The sequence below is a fragment of the Anabaenopsis sp. NIES-4685 genome, from assembly GCF_059725405.1.
The window spans coordinates 4,004,752-4,031,033 of sequence record NZ_AP043602.1 but is presented as its reverse complement, the minus strand read 5'-3'; the positions used below and the strand labels follow the sequence as shown (position 1 = coordinate 4,031,033).

Below are 26,282 nucleotides of genomic sequence, written 5' to 3'. Positions count from 1 at the left end.
CAGGTGATTGAGTTTTTGAATACAGGGGCGAGGGGCTACCCCTCCGCCATAGGCGATCGCTAAATATCAAGATGAGATGGGGAATCGGAGTGAAGTAATTGCCAAGTAGCAGCAATATCGTGTAAGCGTCGTAGCCCACGCCAAATGGTTTTCACACCCGGTTCACCATCACCTTTGCGACCCAAAAAACCACCAAGAGTGGCAATCATTCGCACAGCATCATGCAAAGAAGGTGGCTGGTCTGGAGGAATAGGATTTTTGTTGATAGTGGCACATAAGGACTGCCATTCACTGTTTTCCAAAACAACATCACAAGGTAAATCAGGATGAACTCGTGCTTGATAAGTAAGCCATAACAATCGCCAAGCGACAATAGTATAAGTGGCTAGTGCCATGTGAATTCGGTCAGCAGTTTCCAGTTGTAATTTCTCGATGCCACAGCCACTTTTTAATGTGTAATGATAACGTTCTATCAACCAACGGTAAGTGTACCATTGAACACAACATGCAGCATCTTCTAGACTGTTAATTTCTAAGCTAGTAATTAATAACCAACTAATGGGATTTGTTCCTGGAGGTGGATTTTCCTCTTCTGCCAAAATTACTTGTAACCTGACAGGTTTTAGCTGTAAACGTCCAATATGGTGTAATGGTACTTGAATATCAAAACTCGTGAACCTAATTGTCAGTCTCGCCTGTCTGGAACTATGTTCTGGAGACCGTTTGACTTCTACAGTCACTGTTCCAGATGCTTCGATTTGACGAATGGCAAGATGTAGATATTTGCCACAATGGTCTACTTTACGATTATGAGTCCCACGAATTAGTAAGTGTGATTTTTCTCGACGTTGCTGGCTAAAAAGGTCAAATATATCCGCTTCTGAGTCACATATTGTTATTACTTCAATTTCTGAGGGAATCAAATTTTGTGTAGTCTGCAACCCATCCAACCAACGTTGACTTTCTTTTTCTTTTGTCTCTCGTTGACGACGTTTTTTAGCAATACCTAAATTCTCTTGTTCTCTTGCCCATACTTGCTGCTCAATAATTCCTAACGGTACTCCATTACTTGTGGCTGCAAGTGTTGAATGTACTTTTAATCCTGATGATTTTCTGTGGTCAAGATAACCTACTCCTTTTGTGGCTGGGTGCGATGTCAAATCTATGTTTGTTGTATCTTGTATTGCCAATACTATCTCATGTTTTTTGATTCTTTCTATGGTGCTGGATGTGTGGGCAGCACGAATATCACTTGCTTGAAAATGTGGTGATTTCCAAAAATTATATGCCGCCTTTGTTGCTGCTATATTTCCACAAGCAAGTGGTACACTACTATCTGGTTGTGCTGCTAAATCTTCTACTATCCTGATTAACCGCTTGTTTCGACGTGCATCCCCTAAGTTTACCTGTGCCAATTCTTTCGCTGCCCACTTTTCCATGATGCCATTACCCACTCTCCTCTTTCAAAACTATAGCCATCAAGGCTTTCACTGTGATGTTAAGTCTTTTGTTTAATTGTTAAGAAAAATGTGGGTAATGCATAGCCTTACAAGGGGAGGGTTAGGGAGGGGTAAAACAATATTTGATACACTAATCATAAATTGACAAACATCCTCTAAGAGTACCGCTCTATAATGTAATATGGGGTATCTGTGTTCATTTGTGTTGATGATCTGTGGTTAAATAAAAAATCTTCTATCAGTAAAAGTTACTGCCAACGCATTTTGCGGGATAATAAAAAAATACTTGTAAATAAAACACATTTATGAATAATAGACCCAAAATTATTGTTTTAGATGATGACCCCACAGGCTCGCAAACTGTCCACAGTTGCTTACTGTTGATGCAGTGGGATGTAGATACTTTACGCCTCGGCTTGCGAGATGATTCACCAATATTCTTTGTCCTGACAAATACGAGATCCTTACCGCCGGAGTCAGCAGCTGCCGTGACTAGAGAAGTCTGTCAAAAGTTAAAACAGGCGTTAAGAGAGGAAAATATAACTGACTTTTTAGTTGTTAGCCGTTCCGACTCAACACTGCGAGGACATTATCCCATAGAAACGGATGCGATCGCCCAAGAACCTGGACCGTTTGACGCTCATTTTCTTGTCCCGGCATTTTTTGAAGGTGGTCGCATCACCCGCGACAGCGTACACTACCTGATGATTGATGGTATACCGACCCCAGTACATGAAACAGAATTTGCCCGTGATTCGGTATTCAGCTACCATCACAGTTACTTACCCAAATATGTAGATGAAAAGACTCAGGGGCGTATTAGTGCGGAATCTGTAACCCGATTTTTACTGGAGGATATTCGCAGTGGTAGTTTAGAACGCTTATTGGGACTGAGTAATAATCAGTGCGCCGTGGTAGATGGTGAGACACAAGCGGATCTCAACTCCTTTGCGGTAGATGTGCTAACAGCAGCAAGTCAAGGAAAACGCTTTTTGTTTCGCAGTGCTGCCAGTATTCTAACAGCTTTGGCGGGCTTACCTCCTCAACCCATTGCCGCTGAAAACATGGCGGAATATGTGCGGGACGGAAAACCGGGTGCAGTAATTGTCGGTTCCCACGTGAAAAAGACCACTCAGCAGTTGCAGTCGTTATTGCAAGTGGAGGGGACGGTGGGAATTGAAGTAGATGTAGCACGATTACTGGATAATGGGGTGAATGAATCGGCTAAACTGCTAACCGAGATTGTGGAAACTACAAAAGCGGTACATAATGGTGGGAAAACACCAGTAGTTTATACCAGTCGTCAGGAACTAACTTTTCAGGATATCAACAGTAGGTTAGAATTTGGGCTGAAAGTTTCGGGTTTATTGATGGATATTGTCCGGGGTTTACCATCTGATATCGGATTTTTAATCAGCAAGGGTGGGATAACTTCCAACGATGTCTTAAGTACCGGACTGTGTTTAAATTCAGCCCGGTTACTGGGACAAATTTTAGCTGGTTGTTCAATGGTGATCACCACTGCGGAACACCCTCAGTTTCCCAATTTACCAGTGGTGCTGTTTCCTGGTAATGTCGGCGATGCTGATGCCTTGGCGACAATTTACAGAAGATTAACTAGAAAGCCATAGGTAAAAAAATTTTTGGATTTTACAACTGACTTAATATTGATAATTACTCGGTGTATCTTTTGGTTGGTGCTGCATGACTTCTGATTCTCATATCCCCAATTTAGAGTCAAATTCTGCACTCCCTGATGCAGGATTAACGTCTCATATTCCGGATTTAGAGGTAAATCCTAGCTTTGCAGAGGGTGGGTCGTTGAAGTCCGGTAATATTGAGACTCCTTCTGATAATATTATCCCGGATGCAGAACTAAATTCTGTTATCCTTTACTTACAGTCAAATTCTGAATCGGATGATCTAGATTCAAACTCTATTCCTACTGATGTAGATTCTCTGTCTCAGTTGGATGATATAGATTTGGATAGTGACCCTCCTGAGTCATTAACAGCAGAGAATAGTTTAAAAAACCATATCCAAGTGCAGTTAAAAAGTGAGGGAGAAAGACTGTTGGTAGTTTTGCCAGATGAATCTCAAATACCAGCTTCAGAACTCGCCTGGTCTGAGATTTGGCAACAATTAAAGTTGCGCTTAAATGTCAGCGAACGCTTTCGCAGATCTAGCAGACCAGTACATTTAATCGCTAAAGACCGGTTGTTAGATGGACGACAACTACAAGAATTCGCTGAGGCTTTGGGTGAGGCGCAACTGGATTTGAAATCTGTAGCCACCAGTCGTCGGCAAACGGCGATCGCCGCTGTCACCTCTGGTTATTCAGTCGAACAGATTGCACCAGAAAGTTCTCTCAATTCCCAGTCTAAAACTGCTATACCCACCTCAGCAGATGCCCTATATCTAGAAATGACAGTACGTTCCGGGACTGAAATTCGTCATCCTGGCACAGTAGTTATTTTAGGAGATTTAAATCCAGGTGGTATCGTAGTTGCACAAGGAGATATTGTAGTATGGGGAAGATTACGTGGAATTGCTCATGCGGGTGCCGGAGGCAATCGTCAGTGTCTGATTATGGCCTTGCAAATGGAACCAACCCAGTTGCGGATCGCGGATGCTGTAGCTAGGTCTCCAGAGAAATCACCAATGCCGACTTTTCCAGAAGTGGCTCACATTACCTCCGAAGGAATTCGCATCGCCAGGGCTAATGATTTTTCCAGAAACCAATTAAATAGGTTAAATCAGGTGCTATAAGTATTTACTATATTTCCTGAACCCTCATCGGGCGCAACTCTATCATGACTCGGATTATTGTCATTACCTCCGGTAAAGGAGGAGTGGGTAAAACCACAGTTTCAGCAAATTTAGGCATGACTTTAGCCAAAATGGGGCGTCAAGTAGCTTTAGTTGATGCGGATTTTGGTCTGAGAAATTTGGATTTGTTACTGGGACTAGAAAACCGCATAGTTTATACTGCGGTGGAAGTTCTGGCTAGGGAGTGTCGATTAGAACAGGCCTTGGTTAAAGATAAGCGACAGCCCAATCTTGTATTACTACCAGCAGCGCAAAATCGTTCTAAAGACGCAGTCACTCCGGAACAAATGAAATTGCTAGTGAATGCACTAGCCCAAAAGTTTCAGTACGTGATTATTGACAGTCCGGCTGGTATTGAAAATGGGTTTAAAAATGCCATCGCCCCGGCAAAAGAAGCCCTAATTGTCACTACTCCTGAAATTTCCGCAGTTCGCGATGCTGACAGAGTAGTGGGGTTATTAGAAGCACAAGGAATTAAGCGTGCTCATTTAATCATTAACCGCATCAGACCAGCAATGGTGCGAGCAAATGATATGATGTCTGTGCAAGACGTTCAGGAACTTCTGGCAATACCCCTCATCGGGGTGATACCGGATGATGACCGTGTTATTGTCTCTACCAATCGCGGCGAACCTTTAGTATTAGGGGAAACCCCCTCTTTAGCTGCCATAGCCTTTGATAATATTGCCCGTAGATTGGAAGGAGAAAAGGTCGATTTTCTTGATCTGGACTCACCCCACGACAGCCTCTTCGCCCGTCTGCGAAGGTTGTTATGGACAAAGATTGTTTAATTCATGTTCCAGTCTCCGCAAACCTATTGGCAATGATTCTCGAACTTATAGAACGATTATTTTTACGTAGTCCTGACAGCAGTCGCACACAAGTGAAACGTCGCTTGCAACTGGTGATTGCCCACGACCGCGTTGATTTAGACCCGCAAAAGTTAGAAAAAATGCGACAGGAAATTCTAGAGATAGTTTGTCGCTATGTGGAAATTGAGGCAGAGGGACTAGAGTTTTCTTTAGAAAGCAACCAACGCACCACAGCCTTGATTGCTAATTTACCTATCCGTCGCGTCAAACAAACCCTGAATCAATTAGAAAACAGTGAAAAGTTAGAATAGTAGTAGTTAGGTAAATCACTAAATAGAAAAATTTATTCTATAGCTTTAATTGTTGTAAAAAAAATCCCGTTGTGATTATATGACAACGGGAGTCAGGCTGACCATTTAGAAGCTATCGAGAAGCAAATTGTGGACCTGGCCAAACTTCTGTAATTTTTTGACCAAAAGTAATAGGCTGATCTGCATCTGTTGTATCTAAAGTCTGACCATCGGTAGTAACTTGCACCAAAGGCCAGTTTTCTTCTCCCATTTCTCCTGAACGGAAAAGTGCATGATCAGGTTTGTTTTTACTCCAACCCAATAATACGGCTATCTTCTCATGCTCATGTGCCTCACGAGCAGGAGCAACAGTATTAATGTAATTTTTTTGCAGGTCCCAAATGACTGCATGGTCTGTAGAATCGCCTGTGTTGAACTTACCTTTAAATTTACGTGCTAAAAAGCGATCGCCTTTTTCTGACCAGCTAACAGGAACTAAAACCCCAATTTGACCACTCATACCAGTATCTGCTACCACTGATGAGTCCTTTGTGTTCAACAAAGGATCGCTTATCGGACCTGTTGAAAGCATCACCCGCAAGGTTTTAGCTTGCGTATCTTCCAGAAACATCACACTGGTAACTTTGCTGTTATACATTTCTGGTTTTACTTCTAGCTGCACCCTACTGTAAACAATATATCTACCATCTGGAGAACTCACAGGCACACTGCGGTAATAGCGAACCCCCGAACCACCGTTAGCACTAATCGCCTCATGGGTAGCGAGAATCCATTTCCAAGGAATGGGATGGGGGCTTCCTATGGGATCAATCTCTCCTACTTGCGCTTCATCCAGTTCTTCAATCACAGGTGTTTCTCGCCTGAAAATTTCTGGCAATTGTTGAGGAGTTTTTCTCAATGATTTAGCCATCAGCAATTCATTAGGGAACTGTGCATGAAGGCTATTCCCAGGCTGTGGGAATTGTTGCCCTAAATTAAATTTACTCACAGGAGTTTCTGGAATTACTACTAGTTCTCCTCCTGTGAATGGTGAAACATGATGGGACTCAATATCTGTTAGCAAAGAGTAAGCCCCGTTTTGTAATCTTGACTGTTCCCCAAGAGAAGCCATTAACAATGGCATAGTGCGAGATTTTGCCGTCAAAGAGATGATGGGAGATGTTGTTAATGCTTCAACTAAATAAGGTTCATTTATACTAGCCACTGTCAAAGGAGCAGAGTCAAACTCTGACCGTGCAGTGGCCATATTTGTGACTGCTTTTGATTGTTTTGCTGAGGTAGAGTGAACCGATACAGCAACTAAGGGGGTGATCAGCATCACCAGAACAAAATAATTGAGAAATGGTTGGAGGCGGAACCATCCTGATAGCAAGAAGGGTTTGAGCATATGTGGACTCTCTAGGGAGGAGGGCGTGCTGTGTGAAGAGCAATACCTAGGCAGCAAGGAAGCAGACGATAATTAGATAATTAAAGATATAACTACAAATTTCTACATTTAACGATTTAAACTGGATAATTTGTTGAAACTTTGCAGAACTTGACAAAAGTTTAGTATCATAATAATTTGCACCTGTTTACAGAGAGATTGTAATTGTGTTCCTGGAGGTTTGCCATCAAAAATTCATGCAGAGTAACTCTATAGTTATTAGCTACATACAATATGGTACATTTCCTTACCCTATTGATTCCTGCTACAAGAAAGCAGAGCCTGATCAAGGTAAAATTCAGGCGTTAGTTCAAAAGTTGAGAAAGATGATGCACAACTCAATAAAACTAAGAAAACAGCTTGACCATCTACCCTAAGATAGAAACTAATATTTCTGGAAAAATTGAGGCATCGCCATCTCATGAGTTCGATAAACACAACTAAACTCTTAACCAAATAGGGGTTAAACCCATCACACAGATTGATTCAGTCAGCCTAAAATGACTGGTTGTGAAACATAGCCAAATAGGAAGACTAATACTGCCGAGAGTTCACACCAACTGATTAGCTGCTTAACCCACTATATATAGTCTATCAAGGAAACTTGATTTTCGCCAATATGAAACCACTTTAACATCAAAAAAATTCATTTTGCAGTGTTACTGCTAATAAGCTTGGTTCATGGACACCGTACCGTCGGGAACGGGGTGATTTATCAGGACATGTAACGCCAGATTATTTATCCGTGTTTTGATTTATTACGCAACTACTACTAAGTACATCAGTGGGCGAAAATCCTATAGAATTATCTAAATTGGTTTTGAGTCAGGACTTTATTTGTATTTTGTCCTGGGGGAAAGACAAATCATTTCAGATGACCTACGTAACAAGTAATAACTAATGAAAATAGTATTTTTTGGAACACCTCACTTCGCCGTTCCTACCCTAGAAAAATTATTAAATCAACCAGAGTTTGAGATTTTAGCAGTTGTCACCCAACCTGATAAACGCCGTGAACGGGGAAATAAATTAATCCCTTCCCCCATCAAAACCGTTGCTATTGACCATAACTTGCCTGTATGGCAACCACCACGGATTAAAAAGGATACTGAGACTTTAACCCAACTTCAACAGTCTGATGCAGATGTCTTTGTGGTCGTGGCCTATGGACAGATTTTGTCAGCAGAAATATTGGATATGCCTAGGTTAGGTTGTATTAACGTCCATGGCTCGATTTTACCTAAGTATCGTGGTGCAGCACCAATTCAGTGGTGTCTCTATAACGGTGAAAAGGAAACGGGAATCACCACAATGTTAATGGATGTAGGAATGGATACCGGAGCTATGTTATTGAAGGCAAGCACACCGATTGCATTGCTAGATAATTCCCAGGATTTAGCTCAGAGGCTATCTGTAATGGGTGGAGATTTATTAGTAGAAACTTTATTCCATTGGCAAAATCAAGAAATTGAACCTGTTCCTCAAGATGACTCAGAAGCGACTTACGCGCCTTTGATTACAAAGCACAACTACACATTAGACTGGTCAAAGACTGCTATTCAATTACACAACCAAATTAGAGGCTTTTACCCCAATTGTACAACCACCTTTCGTGATCAAGGAATAAAAATTATTGCCTCTATTCCCATTGGGGATGCTTACTGTGACGATTCGACAACTGAAATAAAAGAAATATACGAAAAATTACCTGATTTATCAACCAGATCAGGGAGTATAGGAGAAGTGGTAAGCATCGCCAAGGGAATTGGCCCTATTGCCCAAACTGGTCAGGGGTTGCTACTTTTACGAGAGGTTCAGTTAGCCGGTAAACGTCCCCAGTCGGGATGGGATTTTGTCAATGGTAACCGTTTAATTGTGGGCGAAGTATTAGGGAATTGTTGACACCTAACTTCTCACTTCTATTTTTTCGTAGAAACGACAAGACTCACACGGTCCGTCCGGGTTGACAGCACAGCGGATGATTTCTGACTGTGCATTATAGATACAGGTAGCATCACCTATTACCCAACGTCCCTTGACTAAGGTTTTCTCTGTTGGTCTTTTGGCTGACTGTACGTAAAGGGCTATATTCCGCAAGTGGTAACGTCCCGATTTAAATTGGTATCTGTGGCGGCGTTCTAATACCGCATAAGTTTTACCTTCAAAATCGACATAGTTTCCTGGTTGGGGTGTCCAATCAAGTTGGACTCTACCGAGTGACTGGTGACCATGTGTCAGAATCACCTCAGTTGCTAAAGACTCTGGCTCCATAAATAAATTTATGTGATGTGATTTACATTATACAAATCCTATCGCAGTAAACTACTCTAGCTGACCAAATCACCGCGATCGCTGGCGATCGCCGATCACTATTTGCTTTGCTGTAATAGTCTATAATTACTATGGAGAAATCCCAGATTGACTTGATTTGTGTTGACTTTCACTTCATATAAGTTTACAAATAGCAGGGCTTTGAGCCGGCATAAAAGTAAATACACCCATTGATTCTCATTGATATATAAGCAATAGAGAGATTTAGCAAATATAAAATTTCCCCAGTGGCTATTACATTGTTTAAAGTTATGTAGCCTTTTGATTACGGACGATAAGCTACTGCTGTAAACTATGCTTTGATATATGATTCTTTTGCAGAGAAGAACACTGGAAAGGAGCCTTTTTTCAATGTCTCATACCGTAAAAATCTACGATACCTGCATTGGCTGCACCCAGTGCGTCCGCGCTTGTCCTACAGACGTGTTGGAGATGGTGCCCTGGGAAGGCTGTAAAGCCGCTCAAATTGCCTCTTCACCGCGCACCGAAGACTGCGTGGGATGTAAGCGTTGTGAAACAGCCTGCCCTACTGACTTTTTAAGCATTCGAGTCTACTTAGGGGCTGAGACAACTCGCAGTATGGGTCTAGCTTATTAAGGAATTGACTTTAAATTCCTGATTTGGTTGACAATTTACGATTGTAGGGTGGATATGTTCACCCTACGACATTTTTATTTTTTTTTAGGAAAAGTAAAAAACCATTACCATAGCTGGTAGCATAGGGAGCTAATTGCTCCTTTTTTTTTGGGAGAGAATGCCGCTGTTCTGCTGGCAACTAGACTAGATTGCAGTATATTGAAACCAGGTGGTGTCAGTCATGTGTGGAATCGTTGGGTATATAGGCACTCAATCAGCAACAGATATCTTACTGGCAGGGCTAGAAAAACTAGAATATCGGGGATACGACTCCGCCGGTATAGCCACCGTATGGGAAGATGAGGTAAAATGTGTTCGCGCCAAAGGAAAACTACACAACCTGCGTTCTAAACTCGAACAAATAGCAACTCCTGCCCAAATTGGTATCGGTCACACCCGCTGGGCGACTCATGGTAAACCGGAAGAACACAACGCCCATCCCCATATGGACAATAACATGCGTGTGGCGGTGGTACAAAATGGCATTGTCGAAAACTACCGGGAATTGCGCGAAGAACTTAAACAAAAAGGACACCTGTTTGTTTCCGAAACTGACACCGAAGTAATTCCCCATCTCATAGCGGAATTTCTAAAGCATCCCCCAACGCCCATCTCCCTACCTCCCCATCTCCTTTATTAGAAGCAATTCGCCAAGCCGTTAACCATCTTCAGGGTGCATTTGCCATCGCAGTTATTTCTGCTGACCACCCAGATGAGTTGATTGTAGTGCGTCAACAAGCCCCCTTAGTGATTGGCTTTGGTCAAGGTGAGTTCTTTTGCGCCTCTGACACTCCAGCCATTGTGGCTCATACCCGTGCTATTTTACCGCTAGAAAATGGCGAAATCGCTAGAATGACACCATTAGGCGTAGAAATTTATAACTTTGCCGGGTATAGGTTGAGAAAACAACCCCGGTTGCTGAATTTGAATCCCACGATGGTAGAAAAGCAGGGATTCAAACACTTTATGCTCAAAGAAATCCATGAGCAACCGGGGGTAGTTAGAGCTAGTTTAGCTGCTTACTTTCGTACTGGTACTAATTTGACTGAATCAAGGTCACCAATTAACCTCAACTTACCTGATGAATTTTACACAGACCTAGAACAAATTAATATTGTTGCCTGTGGTACAAGTTGGCACGCAGGATTAATCGGCAAATATTTAATTGAACAACTGGCAGGGATTTCTACTCAAGTACATTATGCTTCTGAGTATCGCTATGCACCTTCACCCTTAACAGCGAATACGTTAATTATTGGTGTTACCCAATCTGGTGAAACTGCGGATACACTGGCGGCTTTAAGTATGGAAAAAGACCGTCGTCAAGGGAAAGAAGACAAATATCAAGCCCGACTTTTAGGTATTACCAATCGTCCAGAAAGCAGTTTAGGTTTAATGGTTCCCCATATGATCAACACCTTAGCAGGAATTGAAATTGGGGTGGCAGCAACCAAAACTTTTACCGCCCAACTGATGGCATTTTACGCTTTAGCTCTAGATTTAGCAGCACGTCGCCAGACAGTTTCACCAGAGAGGCTAGCAGAAATTATTCACGGGTTGCAGCAAATTCCTCAACAAATTGAGGGCACTTTGACAAGTCAGGAAACTTTAACCGAACACTTAGCACATGACTTTGCTGAAACCAAGGATTTTATCTTTTTGGGGAGGGGGATCAACTTTCCCGTTGCTTTAGAAGGAGCTTTAAAATTAAAGGAAATCAGCTATATTCATGCTGAAGGTTACCCAGCGGGGGAAATGAAACATGGCCCCATTGCTTTATTAGAGGCGAAAGTTCCTGTAGTGGCGATCGCTGTTCCTGGTAGTGTTTATGAAAAGGTGCTTTCTAATGCCCAAGAAGCCAAAGCCAGAGATTCCCGCTTAATTGGTGTAACTCCCATCCATGATGGGGAAGCTGGGGAGATTTTTAACCATCTGCTCCCCGTTTCTGAGGTAGATGAGTTATTATCGCCTATTCTGACAGTGATTCCTTTGCAATTGTTAGCCTATCATATTGCCGCCCGTCGTGGTTTGGATGTCGATCAACCTCGTAATCTCGCTAAGAGCGTGACGGTGGAATAATTTTCAATCGGGTTCAGTTAATGCTGTGGAAACATCAGCCTTTGGTGTTGTCTCTAAGTCAACCGCATCCGGTAACCTCAATCAGCAAGTGATTTCTAGCCGACAGATATCAGCAGATGGTTGAATTTATCAGTTCATTAATGCTAAAATGCATTTTTTGGGTAAGGCTTTGTCCAGTGGGTGAGGCAATGTAGCAGGATTACTGCCTGTGATTATTGATTTAACCCATAATCTCCCGTGATTAATGCGCGGGAGAGTGGTTTTAACTGCAATTGCTTAGATCAGTAATTGTCAAGTAAATTTTTTACCCCAAAGTTAATAATATCTTTTTGCGGATATCTCTGACGATGCTTGAAGGACTACAAAGGTCTCTTTCAAAATCGATATCAAGATTTTCGTTTTTTATTGTCCAGGTTTGCAATTCTTGAACTTAATATGAAACTAATCAAAAAATCTGAAAAGCTTCTCCTCGATAAAATCAAGTTGATGGAGGAAGCAGAAGAACAAGGTTTTCCAGCAGACACTGTTAATGTCTCAGAAGCTGTGGTTGAGGAATATCCGGAATATATAGAGAATGGACAGATTAACTACATTCCTGTACGTACTCATCCCATAGTCCAATCTCTTGGTAACTCAGGTTGGCAAGTTTCCGATATTTGGAAGGATGTCAGGGTAGATAACTTTTCCAGTTGAGAGAAGCAGTAATTAAATCTGTGCATTTGTCCCACGCCTATAAGGAGTGGGTTTCCGGCTCTTATAGGCGCAAAAGTGTTGATTTTACTTATCCATTACCGCTGAAATTTCTGGGGAAATATGGTTGTGTATATTTTATTAAAGCTTTTATAGATAGTCTCAGCAAAAACAATTAAGTATATATAGTGTAAAGAAAAAAAATTAGTAATTTTCTAGGCTTTATTTTCTTTTGGTGATAGAATATACGACTGATATAGATAAAATAAAAGTGCTGTAGCTGTGAAAAAGAAGCCAAAACCAAGGATAGCTTCGCTCCGTGAAAAAGCAGGGCTAACTCAACTTGAACTCTCTCGTCTTGTAGGCGTAACTGAAAGCACGATTCAGAACTGGGAAAGCGGTAGAACTGGGATAGAGCATATTGAAAGAATTATTAGGTTTTGCAAAGCTTTGAATTGCCAAGTTGAAGACCTGATTGAACGTGGGAGTGATTCACCTCACAATTTTACAGATCAACCAAATTCATTACGTGAAATCCATAATCTGCTGGGTACTGAAGATTCAGCATACCCTTCTTATCCTCTTAGTGAAGAGGAAGCAGCCAATTGGAAATAGTTGGCTTTGTATCCTAAGTTCATAAAAATATCGCGGTAAGCGGGAAACTCAGCGGCTTTAGCCCTGAGAGGGAAGCGACTTGGTGGTTAAAACCACCGTGGTCTTTTCTGGTCAAAACTAGCGAGTAAGCTAGGGTTCAGACTTTAGCCGACTGGGTAGACGGTGTTTGACCATCGTAGCGAGAGTAAGACTGTGGGGTTAGACCTAAAGTTACTCTGTCAGCAGAATCTCAGTGTCTTTAGACCATCAGAGTGTCAAACTGAATTCTTGGCTGTGAAGTCATGGTTGTTTTTTTGCTCCCAAAGAGTATCAATAGTCACAAATTCATAGCCTTGATGTATTAATTGCGGAATTAGTGCTTGGATAGTGACAGCAACATCTTGTCCACCACAAGCACCATCATGCAAAACAATTAGTGAACCGTTCCGCACTTGTTTAAGAACTCGTTGGACTACAGTAGCTCCTCCCGGCCTTACCCAGTCTTCTGGTACAACACTCCACATAACTGGGCGGTAATTCCATTTAAAGAATAATTGTAAAGTTTGGGGTGTAAACAAACCGTTGGGGGGTCGAACATCACACACTTGTTCGGGTGTCAATTCACAAGCATTGTAGATCGCAGCTTGAGTTCTTTTTAAACTTTCTTGCAGTTGATTTGGGGAGAGGGTGGGAAAAGAACGATGATCATAACCATGTAATCCGATCCAGTGTCCGCGATCGCATATGGCTTTGACAATAGCTGGGGAACGATTAACACAAGCACCCAAGCAAAAAAAGCTGGACTTGACATTGTAGCGGTCTAATACTGCCAATACCTGGGGTGTGTATTCCGGGTGAGGTCCATCATCAAAAGTCAGAGCGATCGCTTTATAATCACGATTACCACTCCAAAGACAGTTAGGAAAACTGGGTTGGAGAATGCGATAAAACAACGGGAATAGCGGAGCTAACTGCATCTTAACTTACTTGTAGCTTCTGCTAATCTAGCGTGTAAAAAATCAAATATTCATATATAAAATCTACCCTATGCGCCTGTTCTCACTGGATGTGTTTCGCGGTATTACCATTGCTGCGATGATTTTAGTCAACATGGCAGGAGTAGCGGGTAAAGTATATCCTCCCCTAGCTCATGCTGATTGGCACGGATGCACACCGACAGACCTAGTATTTCCCTTTTTCTTGTTTATTGTCGGTGTAGCAATGTCATTTTCCTTGTCAAAGTACACCGCAGGGGTTTACCGGCGCATCTGGCGTCGTACTGCCATACTATTTGTCCTAGGCTTACTACTAAACGGCTTTTGGAATCAGGGGATTTGGACTTTTGATTTAAGTAATATCCGCATCATGGGAGTATTACAGCGCATTAGTTTAACATACCTGCTCGCCGCCCTTGCAGTCCTCAAACTACCAGCCAAAGGACAGTGGATACTAGCAGGAGTATTACTCATCGGCTATTGGCTAATCATGATGTATGTCCCAGTTCCCGATTATGGGAGGGGTATACTGACTCGCACCGGTAACTTTGGCGCTTATATTGACCGCTTAATTATTCCCCCAGATCACCTATATGCAGGTGACGGGTATGATAACTTGGGAGACCCAGAGGGACTATTTAGCACCATTCCCGCAGCCGTTAGTCTTCTGGGCGGCTACTTTGCCGGTAGATGGATACGCAATCAACCAGTAAAAACACGTACAAGCGTAGGATTGGGATTATTTGGGCTTGGTTGCTTAATTATTGGTGGGGTGTGGGGTTTAACCTTTCCGATCAATAAAAAACTATGGACAAGTTCCTACGTGATGTTTAGTACTGGGTGGGCTTTACTATTCCTAGCAGGTTGTTATGAATTGATAGAAGTAAGGCTAATTCGACGCTGGAGTAAACCCTTTGAAATAATGGGCTTAAATGCGATCGCCCTGTTCACAGCATCGATTTTACTAATTAAAATCTTAGTGAGAACCAAAATCGGCACAGATGAAACCACCATCAGCACCTACAACTGGATTTACCAAAACATTTTCGCATCTTGGGCGGGTGCGCTCAACGGTTCATTGCTATTCGCCCTAGCCACACTCTTATTTTGGTTAGCAGTGAGTTATCTCATGTATCGCCAACAGTGGTTTATTAAAGTCTAAGCCTCCCATAGTGGGGGTGGCGTAGCCATAGCAATAGCTCAATTGGATGAGAAGCATACACTGAATTTCTCAAAGAAATTCAGTTACGGGAGTATGTCAGATTACCTATCTACCTGCAATGTGCTGTAAGTCCTGTTAACTGTGAGCAATTCCTTCTTGACGGGCTGCTTGTTGGACTGCAGCAGCAACAGCAGGAGCAACGCGTTTATCAAAGACTGAGGGGATAATATGTTCCCGATGCAAGTCTGAGGGTTTAACTAAAGATGCGATCGCACTAGCTGCTTCTAAATACATACTGGTAGTAATAGACCGGGCGCGACAATCTAAAGCACCACGAAATACCCCCGGAAAAGCCAAAACATTATTAATTTGATTCGGGTAGTCACTCCGACCGGTGGCCATCACAGCGACCAATTTACTTACTAGTTCTGGCTGAATTTCGGGAATGGGATTAGCCATAGCAAAAACAATGGGGTCTTTAGCCATTGCTTGCACCATTTCCACTGTCAATACACCCGGGGCGCTCACACCGATAAACACGTCTGCGCCCTGCACTGCACCTGCTAAAGTTCCCTGAGCCTTAACGGCAAATTCCTGTTTCTCTGGGGTCAAATCAGTGCGGTTAGTCGAGAGAATTCCTTTAGAGTCGCACATCCAAATTTTTTCGGCTCCAGCTTTGCGAAGTAACCGAGCGATGGCTACCCCAGCAGCTCCCGCACCATTAATCACAATGCGGATTTGTGCAATGGACTTGTTTACCAGTTTTAAAGCGTTAAACAAGGCTGCTAAGGTGACAATGGCTGTACCGTGTTGGTCATCATGAAACACCGGGATATCTAATTCTGCTCGTAATCTCTGTTCAATTTCAAAGCAACGAGGAGCAGCAATGTCCTCTAAATTAACACCACCAAAAACCGGCGCGAGGTTTTTCACCGTCCGCACAATTTCATCTGTATCTTGGGTATCAAGACAGATAGGAAAAGCATCAAGACCAGCGAATTCTTTAAACAGCATCGCTTTACCTTCCATCACTGGTAAAGCCGCAGATGTCCTGAGATTTCCCAAACCCAAAACGGCACTACCATCAGTCACAATAGCTACAGTATTTTGTTTGATAGTTAAATTGTAAACTTCTTCGGGAGCTTCGGCGATCGCAGTACAAATGCGACCTACTCCTGGGGTGTAGGCCATAGCTAAATCCGAAACACTCGTCAGGGGAATGCGACTGGTAATGCTAATTTTGCCCCCACGGTGCAGGTTAAATGTGCGATCGTAAACACTTAGCACCTGAATATCTGGTAATCCTTTCACGGCTTGCACAATAGTCTCAGCGTGTTCGGTACTAGCCGCATCTACAGTAATATCACGTATAGACTCATGGCGTGTTTGTTGGATTAAATCAATTTGTCCCAGATTACCACCGCTGATGGCGATGGCCTGGGTAATTGATGCTAACATTCCCACACGATTGGGAATTTGCAACCGGAGGGTAACACTAAAACTAGAATTAGGAGTTAGCTTTGTCATTGTGATTTTGGATTTTAAGTTTGATATTTTATATCGAATTGTCCGGAAATCGTAGCTAATTTTACCTCATTTAACCAATAATCCCACAGCTTCAAGCAGTGGGAGCACGAAGACAGCCGCCAAGTCTAGGATTATCCGCGCAATCTGACTATAGACTCTCCAAATAATTCAATAGGTCTGCCATTTCGTGAGCGCTAGGTTGAAATTTTGGCATTGGAGGTGTTTCGCCACTAATTACTTGGTGAATTAGCTGGGATGGTGATTTGCGCTTTGAAACCCCTTGTAAACTAGGTCCTACTAGTCCGTCCGCTTCTATTCCATGACAACCAGCACAGTTGATCTGAAAGATAGCATTTCCTTGAACTGGGTTTCCTTTGAGGGAAAGGACATTCTTCACATAAGGATCGGAAGCTCGAACCATTTGCACACCAAAAATGCCCAAAGGAGCTGCTAGTAGTATCGCCAGAGCTAACAAGGCGATCCACTGTATTTGAGTTTCGGGTTTGGTAATCTGGTTATCCAAAAAGTTTGCCGTAGAAGTCGAGGTTACTAAAAGTTTTGCATTTCCTACACATAGCTTAAAATTTCTTGATGGTGTCTGCAAGCACTAAATATAATTTTTTCCTGATGATTTATGGACTAAAAACATTGTCGAGGGCGGGATTCATCCTCAATTTGATAGAATGAACAGCAGCATCCTATATCTAACATTTGCTAACAGGAGATTTAAAGTGGTTGAACCCCTGCTCTCAGGTATTGTCCTTGGTCTGATTTTTGTCACCCTTTCCGGGCTATTTTACGCTGCCTATAGGCAATACAAGCGCCCCACCGAGTTGGGCGGTTAATATTTCTCAGTAGAGATGCGAGTAATCGCATCTCTATTTTTGTATTAATTTACTTATATTTTATAGTGGAACATATTTAATTAGCATATAATTTTAAACGAGTGCATTAATTTTAACATTTGTATAAAAAGTTAGCGCTGTATTACCGTAAACCTTTTGGCGGCAAATTTCCCAATTGCTAATGATTGGAGGCTTCCAACCTTGGGGATTGTGTTCTACAGCTATTTCACCATTCACAGCTAATAAATTGTTATCAGCGATCGCTGCTAAAACAGGCTCATATAATCCACTAGCATAAGGCGGATCAAAGTAAATCTTCTCAAATTGTTTCCCTGATAACTTTTTTAACTGGTGAATGACATCACCTCGCAAAACTTGCCATTTTTGTTCACTACGGCTCACCTGCTGCCAGTTTTGCTGAATGATGGCACAGGTCGGCTAGATTTTTCGATTCCTACTACTAAACTGGCTCCTCTACACAAAGCTTCTGCACCCATGGAACCACTACCAGTACACACATCTAGCCAGCGACAATCTACAATTTCCCCTTGCCAAATGTTGAATACTGCCTCCCTGACCCGCGCACTCGTGGGTCTGGTAGCTTGCCCTGGTAAAGTTTTAATTTGGCGATTCCCGTAAATTCTCAGTGTCATTGTTCATAAGTCATAAGTCATAAGTCATAAGTCATAAGTCAACAGTCAAGGGAAAAATCATGACAAAGGACAAACAACAAACGACAAAATCTCAAAGTTACAGTTGGATTATGCAGCAATTTTTTCGCGGACTTGTGCAACAAAATTAGACAGGATTTGCAACCCGATATTAGAAGATTTTTCCGGGTGGAATTGCACTGCTGTCAGGTTTTCATGGGCGATGGCGGCTGTGATGGTCTGAGAACCGTGAGTCACAGTGGCTGCACGGACTTGGGGGTCACTGGGGTCAACATAGTAAGAATGAACGAAATATACCCAGGGACTGGCTGGTAAATGCTCCCACAAAAGGCTGTTTGGTTGGGTGAACTCTAGTTGGTTCCATCCCATATGAGGAATAGTAATCCCTGGTTCGGGTTGAAATCGGCGCACCTTTCCGGGGATAATTCCTAGCCCTGGTTGGGTTCCTTCCGCACTGGATTCAAATAAAATTTGCAATCCCAAACAGATACCTAAGAAGGGTTTACCAGACGAGATCGTATCTTTAATGGGTTGTTCTAAGCCGAGCGATCGCAGGTGTTGTACTGCGGGGTCAAATGCTCCCACACCCGGTAATACAACTGCATCCGCCAGTTCTAAATCTTTAGCAGCATGAGTAATCTGAGGAGTTGCTCCTACTTTTTCTAAACCTTTGCAGACTGAGTGCAAATTTCCCATATCGTAATCTACGACTGCAATGACTGGCATTGACCTGCTCCTTGTAAGTTTATTATGGAGGGTGTTTCTATTCTAAATAATATTTCTTATGCGGAAAAGAATACTATTAACTTCTTTTGAGATTTGGTTGAGTGAGCAACAGTCAAATTCTTCTGATGATTTATTAATGGAAGTGATCAAAGTTCACGCCCTTCCTCATGATTTAAAATTTTTACGGCGTTTACCTGTGGATGCAGATCTGGCCAGTTCCCAAGTCAGGCAAAAAATTTCTCAACTCCAACCCAATTACATTATTTGTTGTGGTATGGCTGCTGACCGGACAAAACTAAGTCTGGAAGCGGTTGCTAGCTGTGGGGAAAGTCTTTTGCAGACAACTGTTAATTTAGAGAAAATAGTAGCAGGTACAACAGTAGTTGAGATTAGCCACGACTGCGGTAAATTTGTTTGTGAGAGTCTTTACTATTCAGTTTTACATTACTTGTACCAAAATCAACTGGCAACACCATGTATTTTTGTCCATGTTCCAGCGTTAAATCCAGATAATTTGCCGGTCATATTGGCTGATTTCTTATTAATTATTCACAATTTGGCACTTTTATCAAGTCGTTAGCGTCTCTAAGGTCAATATTTCTCTGGTTTTTATGTTTGATTTTTTACTCAGTTCTATAATTGCCCAATCAACACCTAGTACCGCACCCGCGCCAGAAGCAATACAGCTTCAAGAAGTGCGTCCTTTACCAGGAAAACTGGATACTGTGCCTGTATTTAACAGCAATAGTCCAGAATTGGTATTAAACGAAGGAATTTTACTTTCTACTTTTCCCGCAGATGACAATAAAACGCCAGCAGCACATTTAAATTATCCGTTTCAAGGGCGATTTGATGTTTTTGCCCACCATGTTGCTAAGGCTGAACCACCAGAGGATTTACGATCGCTCTATCTGGGGATCATGTTGCATAACCCCGGAACTGAACCAGTAACAGTCAATATTTTGCAAGCAGCAAGTTATTTGAGTCAACCGGATGCACCATTTATTCAGTTACCATCTGTCAGTCAGAATATATTGGGTGATATTTTTGCCGGACCTGGCGATCGCGCTGTATCTGATATCTTAAGAGGAAGGCGGCAAGAAATTTTCCCACCCCAAATTGTCATTCCCCCAGGGGAAAATCAGATGTTATTAAATCTCCCTATTCCCGTCAAGGAACTGACACCACCTTTAAATGGCCGCTCTACCTTAATGCGGTTACACAGTACTGGCCAAGTTTATGCCGCTAGTATGGCTTTATTTGCGCGTCAAAATCCCGATGGTACTGAGGGTGAGCCTACTTTACAGGATTGGGAAAATTTACTCAAAAATGGAGAATTATCAACCCCACGCGATCGAGTCCCCACACCCCTAGAAGCAACTAAACAACCCCAAATTTATGGGCGTGTCGCCGGAGTGGCTCAAGGTTCTCAGTGGAAATCTTTAGTTTTAGATCATGCAGAAGCTAGATATTTGACAATTCCCAAAAGTGGGCAAGCATTTTCCTATCCTATAAGTAGTTTGCACGGCGGTACTTTAGGAACTACTCAAATTCAAGCAGCCCCCATGTTGGTGCGTTATCCTGATACCGCCTATCGCGCTCATGGCAACTATGGTATTCAATATAGTTTACATTTTCCCCTGCATAATAATACTGAAAATAATCAAACAGTTACTGTATCTCTACAAACGCCAATCAAAGAAGAGAATTTGCTAAAACAGGGCTTACGCTTCTTCACAACCACAGCACCCCAAGTATTCTTCCGGGGGTCAGTACGTTTACGTTATACAGATGACCGAGGTCACGCCAAAACTCAGTTTACCCATTTAGTCCAAAGGCGGGGTCAACCTGGAGAACCCTTGATATTATTGAATATGCCACCAGGCGATCGCAGATTGGTAGAAGTAGACTTGATCTATCCCCCAGATGCTACACCGCCCCAGGTATTAACGATATCAACTCAATAGACATCTCTTGACACTCCCACGGATAGAAGCACGTGGGATTCTTGCTTCACCCAGCCAACTGATCGAGAAAAGTTTCCTCATCTAAGCACCTGTGGGCAATGTATAATCTGGACGTAGTTTGCTCCTTACCAATACAGATGCAAGAAAATTTTCTCACTGCTGTTTTTCTGCCCCTAGCTTTATTTATTATTATGTTGGGCATGGGATTATCTTTGACCATAGAGGACTTCCGGCGAGTTGTTATCTATCCTAAATCAGTGGTAATTGGCTTAGTTGCACAGTTAATTATTTTACCAATTGTCGGTTTTGGCATCGCGTCACTGTTTCCCCTGGAGCCAGCATTAGCCGTAGGTATAATGATTTTAGTAGCTGTCCCGGTCGACCTACTTCTAACATGATTACACTCTTGGCCGGGGGAGATGTTGCTTTGTCCGTTACTCTCACAGCCATGAGTAGTTTAATTACGGTTTTTACTATTCCTCTGGTAGTGAATTTTTCAATGCAAGCATTTTTGGGAACGGGGACAACGCTACAGTTACCTTTTATCAATACTGTTTTGCAAATTGCAGTCATTACCCTTTTACCTATATCAATGGGAATGTTAATCAATCGCTATGCACCCGGAATAGCTACAAAAGCAGATAAACGGGTAAAGTGGCTGTCTTTATTTTTCCTGGCCCTGGTGATTACTGGGGTGCTGTTGCGGGAAAGAAATAATTTTATTTCCTATGTGATTGACGTGGGTTGGGTGACTCTGGTTTTAAATGTGCTAACAATGGCTTTGGGTTTTACCATCGCTACTTTCACCCAATTAGGTGAAAAAAGCGCTATAGCAATTACAGTGGAAGTAGGGATTCAAAGCGGAACTCTAGCGATCGCGATCGCCTCTTCCCCCACATTACTGAATAACCCCAGAATGGCTATTCCCGCGGCTATTTATAGTCTGCTGATGTTTGTCACTGGTATTGGGTTTGCGTCCTGGGTCAGTCGAAAACAAAAAATCATCTCAAAATAATGTCTTGGATAGAATTAAAAGTGAATACAACCCATGAGGGCGTAGATTGGTTTTGTACTCTCATAAGTGAAAGTATTGATATTAATAATATTTACATTAGTGAATATACCGAAGCAACTGCGGCTAATTCCCATTGGAGATTGACAATTCGCTTATATTTACCCTACGATTTCAGCGGGCGAGTAGGTTTAGAAAATATTGAGAATCTGCTTTACCCTTTGTATCGCACTGGAATGACCACAGCCATTGAGACTACTTTGGTTGAAAAAAAAATCACAGATGGGCCACAAGCACCTCTACATCAAATAGGCGATAAATTTATCATAGTTACTTCCAACACACCCCCTCAGTCTGAGATACCAGAGAAAATTCCCCTGAAAATACAGAAAACCCTCGCCTTCGGTAGCGGTTTGCATCCCACAACCATTCTCAGTCTCCGACTGCTAGAACGATACACAACCCCTCAAATGCAGGTGCTAGACTTTGGGTCAGGTTCAGGGATTTTGAGCGTAGCTATGGCGAAACTGGGAGCTAATGTCTTAGCTTTAGACAATGACAGCATAGCTGTACAAGCAACTCAGGAAACAGTATTTCTTAATGGAGTAGAGCAACAAGTAAAGGTAATGTCAGGTAGCCTGGGCTGTGGCTGTGAACTGGGGCATTGGATGGGTGGAAACACTGTACATGATGGGTCACCAATTGCACTAAAACAGACATTTGACCTAATAGTTGCCAATATTTTCGCACGGGTACATATTGCCCTTGCAGATGATTTTAGGCGATCGCTACGTCAGACTGAAACCCCAGCGGGGCTACTAATTACATCGGGGTTCACCACAGATCATGAAGAAAACGTTACCAAAGCCTTAAATACAGCCGGCTTTGAAGTGATAGACTGTGAACGATTAAACGAATGGGTCGCCCTTACCCACCAATATAATGCCTAATTCGTCCACTAGTTGCTCCAGTCTTGTTTCGGTAATTCAGACGGGTCTATCTATCTTGGAGAAGTTCCGCACGAACGCCCCTACCTATCAAAGCTCAAAACTTAAACTGCTGTAGATGACTCCGGGGATTATAGGTACGTATAGCCCGAATTTTCTCATAGTATTCTCGTTCTTGTGAACTGAGATCCTTGGGAGGAACAATCGCCACTTTTACCAACTGATCACCACGTCCCCCCTTAGCTAAAGGCCAACCTTTCCCCCGCAACCGCAGGGATTGACCAGAACGGACTCCCGCAGGTAACTTGACATTTACAGAACCATCGGGAGTGGGGACATCTATTGAGGCTCCCAAGGTGGCTTCATCAGGGGTGATGGGAACTTCACACAGGAGATTATCACCTTCAAATTGGAAGAAAGAATGTGGTTGAAGTTCAACCTTTAAATATAAATCGCCCCGTTGTTGAGTCATGGGGTTCAATTGACCTTTACCCCGCACCCGTAGGCGAGTCCCAGTTTTAGCACCCGATGGGATGCGAACTTCAATAGTTTCGTTACCTAAACTAAAGCGTTTCTGCACACCAGTGAAGGCCTCGGCAAAAGTTAAAGTAATTGCAGCTTCTGAATCTTGACCTCCACCCCTACCAACATCTTGAAAACCAAAATCATTAAAGCCACCATAACCGCTGGGTCTGCCCGTGGAAGTACGATAAGAGTAGCCAGGCCTTCCACCACGGGGGCTAGGCCTGACCAAAACGCCCTAATAACTCGTTGACAAATTCATCAAAACTCCCGTACTGACTGAAGTCAACACCACCCATATCCACACCAGCACCGCCGCTAGGGAAACCTTCCCCCACTTGTTTCCAGTATTGACCAAATTGGTCGTACTTCTTGCGCTTATCAACATCTGACAAAACTTCGTAGGCTTCATTGACTTCTTTAAACTTGGCCTCTGCTTGCTTGTTACCTGGGTTGACATCAGGGTGATATTTACGAGCTAATTTCCGAAAAGCTTGTTTAATTTCTTCTGGACTGGCGGTTTTACTGATTCCCAAAATTGCGTAATAGTCTTTGAAATCGGTTGCAGTCATCTACCAGCCTCCTATAAAGTATTTTTTTTATGTTTTTTTCGTAAAGTGTGAAATTGGTTTTTTGCTGGGGAAAATCCCCAAGATAAAAAACTCTGATTTTAAATTAACAGACATTAAGGCAATTCAAGTGTGGTTCCCGCTCACTCCAGCGGCGCAATTTCCGTACTCTCTGCTTTTAGACAAAATAAATCAGCCGGTCTATTCCTTCTTCTAGACTAGGGGGCGCATCCCGGATTTGACGATACATTCTGAAAATGATTTCTTCGGGAACTTGACGCTGACGCTTTTGATTGCGTGCTAAACACAGCCAAACAGGGGTTCTCACCCATAATCCTGTAATGTGGGTAAAACCGACCCCCCGGGCTAAAGCGATGATTTCACCGCGCTGGCGTCTTCGAGCGTTGGTAGCATCGAAGATAGTTGTCTGATTGGCGGTTACTGCTTGTTGGAATTGCCGTTCTATTTCTCCCCAAATCAGCGGCCACGGACCCTGAGTTGCTTCCGAACCAAAAAGTTGCCCCCGAATCGCATCCGTTGAAATCAGCTGCATCTGGGGGCTTTGTGCCATTAATTGTTGCGCTAAAGTTGACTTTCCACTACCAGGAAGACCAATTAGTACAAATATTTGTGTCACTTTTTCTGCATCCGTTGTCAGTGGTCAATTAGTATTGAGTAATTATTTATGACCCATGACTAATGACCAATGACCAATCACTAAATTATTGTTCCGTCGGGAATTACAGCATTTTTCATCACTACAATAATGCCACTGCGGATGTAAAAGCCTTGATTTTCCCGTTCTGCTTCTTGCACGTTATCTTTATTGATGATTTTTACATCATGACCGATACGGGCATTCTTATCAACGATAGCACGGCGAATAATCGTGTCTGTGCCAATACCTACGGGAATGTTTCCTTTATCTAAGTTACATTGACGTTCTACAAAAGGTTGATAAAAGTCTGCCCCCATGAGGAGAGATTCTTCGATTACACAGCCAGATTCAATGCGCGATCGCACTCCTAAAACTGAATGCTGAATCCGACAATCTTTGAGAATACAACCCTCGCCAATAATCGACTCTGTGACTGTGCAATTTAACAGTTTACTTGGGGGTAAATAACGAGCGCGAGTGTAAATTGGTGCTTCTTCATCGTAGAAGCTAAACGGTGGTAAAGGTTGTTTAGTTAATGCTAAATTGGCATGATAAAAAGCATCAATTGTACCAATATCTTCCCAGTAATCATCAAATAAGTACGCTTGAACATTGTAATCTTTACTGGCATCAGGAATAATTTCTTTGCCGAAATCAGTCCTTTCCAAAGATTCTTTCAACAACTTGATCAGAACATCTTTTTTAAAGACATAAATCCCCATGGAGGCGATGTAGGGTTGTAATTGGGCTTGGTCTGGTGATAATCCCAGCACTGTAGTATCGACCTGCATCTTATCTAATGCTTCGCCCTTGGGCTTTTCGCTAAAGTCAATCACCCTACCGGACTGGTCGATTTTCATTAAACCAAAGTCCGAAGCCCGGCTTTTATCTATGGGGATAACTGAAAGGGTAATATCAGCATTGGTTTCTTTATGGCGCTGGATAAACTGGCGGTAATCCATGCGGTATAGATGGTCTCCGGAGAGAATCAAATAATCTTCCGCATCCCATTCTTCCAATTGCCATAGGTACTGACGCACAGCATCAGCGGTACCTTGGAACCAGTTGGGGTTTTCTGGGGTTTGCTGTGCCGCTAGTACTTCCACAAACCCCTCGTTGAAGCCAGTAAAATTATAGGTACGGGCTATATGGCGATTCAAGGAGGTTGAGTTAAATTGTGTCAGCACATAGATTTTGTAGATTTCTGAGTTTATACAATTACTGACAGGAATATCTATTAAACGATACTTTCCTGCCACGGGTACTGCTGGTTTGGCACGTAGTTTCGTTAGGGGATAAAGACGAGTCCCCGCACCACCACCGAGAATGATTGCTAATACTTTTTTCACAGAGTTTCTCCCGACTGCCTTTTTAATATCACCTTAAGTTTAGGACTGTGTGAGACTGCTGGTAAGGGGGGATCACAGATTCATAATTAGTTAAGTTGACACAATTCTCTTGGTAATGAATGAATTACTTAGTATATATGTATGCAATATTACTATTATTACTT

The 26,282-nt window shown here is 42.6% G+C and carries 22 protein-coding genes and 4 pseudogenes; 15 read left to right on the top strand and 11 right to left on the bottom strand.

Annotated features, from left to right (window positions below):
• Positions 1-59: 59 nt before the first annotated feature.
• A complete protein-coding gene (locus tag AC6IZ0_RS17405; RefSeq protein ID WP_497724078.1) occupies positions 60-1,439 on the bottom strand; it encodes an IS4 family transposase in 1,380 nt (459 codons plus the stop codon).
• Positions 1,440-1,765: 326 nt separating this feature from the next.
• Between AC6IZ0_RS17405 and AC6IZ0_RS17400 the strand changes: the two genes are divergently transcribed.
• The 4 genes from AC6IZ0_RS17400 to minE all read left to right on the top strand — a co-directional run bounded on the left by AC6IZ0_RS17400 (position 1,766) and on the right by minE (position 5,412).
• Entirely contained in the window at positions 1,766-3,091 is a 1,326-nt protein-coding gene (locus AC6IZ0_RS17400; RefSeq protein WP_497724076.1) for a four-carbon acid sugar kinase family protein, read from the top strand.
• 73 nt (positions 3,092-3,164) lie between these two features.
• Positions 3,165-4,229, top strand: a complete 1,065-nt coding sequence (minC, locus tag AC6IZ0_RS17395) for a septum site-determining protein MinC (protein ID WP_497724074.1) — start codon at positions 3,165-3,167, stop codon at positions 4,227-4,229.
• 44 nt (positions 4,230-4,273) lie between these two features.
• The gene (minD, locus tag AC6IZ0_RS17390) at positions 4,274-5,080 is read left to right on the top strand and encodes a septum site-determining protein MinD (protein WP_271735008.1); all 807 of its coding nucleotides are present in this window, start codon (positions 4,274-4,276) and stop codon (positions 5,078-5,080) included.
• A gap of 32 nt (positions 5,081-5,112) precedes the next feature.
• The gene (gene minE, locus AC6IZ0_RS17385; protein WP_271735033.1) at positions 5,113-5,412 is read left to right on the top strand and encodes a cell division topological specificity factor MinE; all 300 of its coding nucleotides are present in this window, start codon (positions 5,113-5,115) and stop codon (positions 5,410-5,412) included.
• Positions 5,413-5,524: 112 nt separating this feature from the next.
• Here minE and AC6IZ0_RS17380 read toward each other — a convergent pair whose 3' ends face one another.
• On the bottom strand, positions 5,525-6,799 hold the full coding sequence (locus AC6IZ0_RS17380) for a hypothetical protein (protein ID WP_497724070.1): 1,275 nt from the start codon (positions 6,797-6,799) through the stop codon (positions 5,525-5,527).
• 939 nt (positions 6,800-7,738) lie between these two features.
• Here AC6IZ0_RS17380 and fmt point away from each other — a divergent pair.
• Positions 7,739-8,740, top strand: coding sequence for a methionyl-tRNA formyltransferase (gene fmt, locus AC6IZ0_RS17375; RefSeq protein WP_271735006.1), 1,002 nt, complete (start codon positions 7,739-7,741; stop codon positions 8,738-8,740).
• Positions 8,741-8,743: 3 nt separating this feature from the next.
• On the opposite strand, the gene AC6IZ0_RS17370 is transcribed toward fmt, so the two are convergent.
• Entirely contained in the window at positions 8,744-9,109 is a 366-nt protein-coding gene (locus AC6IZ0_RS17370; protein ID WP_271735005.1) for a DUF6464 family protein, read from the bottom strand.
• A 411-nt stretch (positions 9,110-9,520) separates the two neighbouring features.
• On the opposite strand from AC6IZ0_RS17370, the gene psaC reads away from it, so the two are divergent.
• From psaC to AC6IZ0_RS17350, 4 genes and pseudogenes are all read left to right on the top strand, one after another.
• Positions 9,521-9,766 carry a photosystem I iron-sulfur center protein PsaC gene (gene psaC / locus AC6IZ0_RS17365; protein ID WP_271735004.1) on the top strand — a complete coding sequence of 82 codons (246 nt, stop codon included), beginning with the start codon at positions 9,521-9,523 and terminating at the stop codon, positions 9,764-9,766.
• Between the two features lie 220 nt (positions 9,767-9,986).
• Positions 9,987-11,884: pseudogene (gene glmS / locus AC6IZ0_RS17360) on the top strand (glutamine--fructose-6-phosphate transaminase (isomerizing)).
• Between the two features lie 435 nt (positions 11,885-12,319).
• A complete protein-coding gene (locus AC6IZ0_RS17355) occupies positions 12,320-12,577 on the top strand; it encodes a hypothetical protein (protein WP_271735002.1) in 258 nt (85 codons plus the stop codon).
• A gap of 279 nt (positions 12,578-12,856) precedes the next feature.
• A complete protein-coding gene (locus tag AC6IZ0_RS17350; RefSeq protein WP_271735001.1) occupies positions 12,857-13,189 on the top strand; it encodes a helix-turn-helix transcriptional regulator in 333 nt (110 codons plus the stop codon).
• Positions 13,190-13,443: 254 nt separating this feature from the next.
• Here AC6IZ0_RS17350 and AC6IZ0_RS17345 read toward each other — a convergent pair whose 3' ends face one another.
• Positions 13,444-14,145 carry a polysaccharide deacetylase family protein gene (locus tag AC6IZ0_RS17345; protein WP_271735000.1) on the bottom strand — a complete coding sequence of 234 codons (702 nt, stop codon included), beginning with the start codon at positions 14,143-14,145 and terminating at the stop codon, positions 13,444-13,446.
• 70 nt (positions 14,146-14,215) lie between these two features.
• Between AC6IZ0_RS17345 and AC6IZ0_RS17340 the strand changes: the two genes are divergently transcribed.
• Positions 14,216-15,325 (top strand): acyltransferase family protein, encoded by a 1,110-nt coding sequence (locus AC6IZ0_RS17340; RefSeq protein ID WP_497724066.1) that lies wholly within the window; start codon positions 14,216-14,218, stop codon positions 15,323-15,325.
• A gap of 135 nt (positions 15,326-15,460) precedes the next feature.
• On the opposite strand, the gene AC6IZ0_RS17335 is transcribed toward AC6IZ0_RS17340, so the two are convergent.
• Positions 15,461-16,852: a malic enzyme-like NAD(P)-binding protein gene (locus AC6IZ0_RS17335; RefSeq protein WP_497724064.1), complete on the bottom strand. Its 1,392-nt coding sequence runs from the start codon at positions 16,850-16,852 to the stop codon at positions 15,461-15,463.
• Positions 16,853-17,000: 148 nt separating this feature from the next.
• Positions 17,001-17,375, bottom strand: a complete 375-nt coding sequence (locus AC6IZ0_RS17330; RefSeq protein WP_271734997.1) for a c-type cytochrome — start codon at positions 17,373-17,375, stop codon at positions 17,001-17,003.
• A 208-nt stretch (positions 17,376-17,583) separates the two neighbouring features.
• On the opposite strand from AC6IZ0_RS17330, the gene petG reads away from it, so the two are divergent.
• Entirely contained in the window at positions 17,584-17,697 is a 114-nt protein-coding gene (petG, locus tag AC6IZ0_RS17325) for a cytochrome b6-f complex subunit V (protein ID WP_200320785.1), read from the top strand.
• A 93-nt stretch (positions 17,698-17,790) separates the two neighbouring features.
• Here petG and rsmD read toward each other — a convergent pair.
• Positions 17,791-18,350, bottom strand: a pseudogene (gene rsmD, locus AC6IZ0_RS17320) (16S rRNA (guanine(966)-N(2))-methyltransferase RsmD).
• Positions 18,351-18,458: 108 nt separating this feature from the next.
• Positions 18,459-19,094: an imidazole glycerol phosphate synthase subunit HisH gene (gene hisH, locus AC6IZ0_RS17315; RefSeq protein ID WP_271734992.1), complete on the bottom strand. Its 636-nt coding sequence runs from the start codon at positions 19,092-19,094 to the stop codon at positions 18,459-18,461.
• 58 nt (positions 19,095-19,152) lie between these two features.
• Between hisH and AC6IZ0_RS17310 the strand changes: the two genes are divergently transcribed.
• From AC6IZ0_RS17310 to AC6IZ0_RS17295, 4 genes and pseudogenes are all read left to right on the top strand, one after another.
• The gene (locus AC6IZ0_RS17310; RefSeq protein ID WP_497724060.1) at positions 19,153-19,674 is read left to right on the top strand and encodes a peptidase C15; all 522 of its coding nucleotides are present in this window, start codon (positions 19,153-19,155) and stop codon (positions 19,672-19,674) included.
• A 31-nt stretch (positions 19,675-19,705) separates the two neighbouring features.
• Positions 19,706-21,061 (top strand): DUF3370 domain-containing protein, encoded by a 1,356-nt coding sequence (locus AC6IZ0_RS17305; protein ID WP_497724059.1) that lies wholly within the window; start codon positions 19,706-19,708, stop codon positions 21,059-21,061.
• Positions 21,062-21,159: 98 nt separating this feature from the next.
• Positions 21,160-22,076 (top strand): annotated as a pseudogene (locus AC6IZ0_RS17300) (bile acid:sodium symporter family protein).
• Positions 22,076-23,023 (top strand): 50S ribosomal protein L11 methyltransferase, encoded by a 948-nt coding sequence (locus AC6IZ0_RS17295; RefSeq protein ID WP_497724057.1) that lies wholly within the window; start codon positions 22,076-22,078, stop codon positions 23,021-23,023. Before AC6IZ0_RS17300 ends, AC6IZ0_RS17295 begins: the two are co-directional and overlap by 1 nt.
• A 94-nt stretch (positions 23,024-23,117) precedes the next feature.
• Here the strand turns inward: AC6IZ0_RS17295 and AC6IZ0_RS17290 are convergent.
• The 3 genes and pseudogenes from AC6IZ0_RS17290 to AC6IZ0_RS17280 all read right to left on the bottom strand — a co-directional run bounded on the left by AC6IZ0_RS17290 (position 23,118) and on the right by AC6IZ0_RS17280 (position 26,118).
• Positions 23,118-24,114: pseudogene (locus AC6IZ0_RS17290) on the bottom strand (DnaJ C-terminal domain-containing protein).
• Between the two features lie 175 nt (positions 24,115-24,289).
• The gene (locus tag AC6IZ0_RS17285) at positions 24,290-24,748 is read right to left on the bottom strand and encodes an AAA family ATPase (RefSeq protein WP_271734985.1); all 459 of its coding nucleotides are present in this window, start codon (positions 24,746-24,748) and stop codon (positions 24,290-24,292) included.
• Positions 24,749-24,828: 80 nt separating this feature from the next.
• A complete protein-coding gene (locus AC6IZ0_RS17280; protein ID WP_271734984.1) occupies positions 24,829-26,118 on the bottom strand; it encodes a glucose-1-phosphate adenylyltransferase in 1,290 nt (429 codons plus the stop codon).
• Positions 26,119-26,282: the final 164 nt, after the last annotated feature.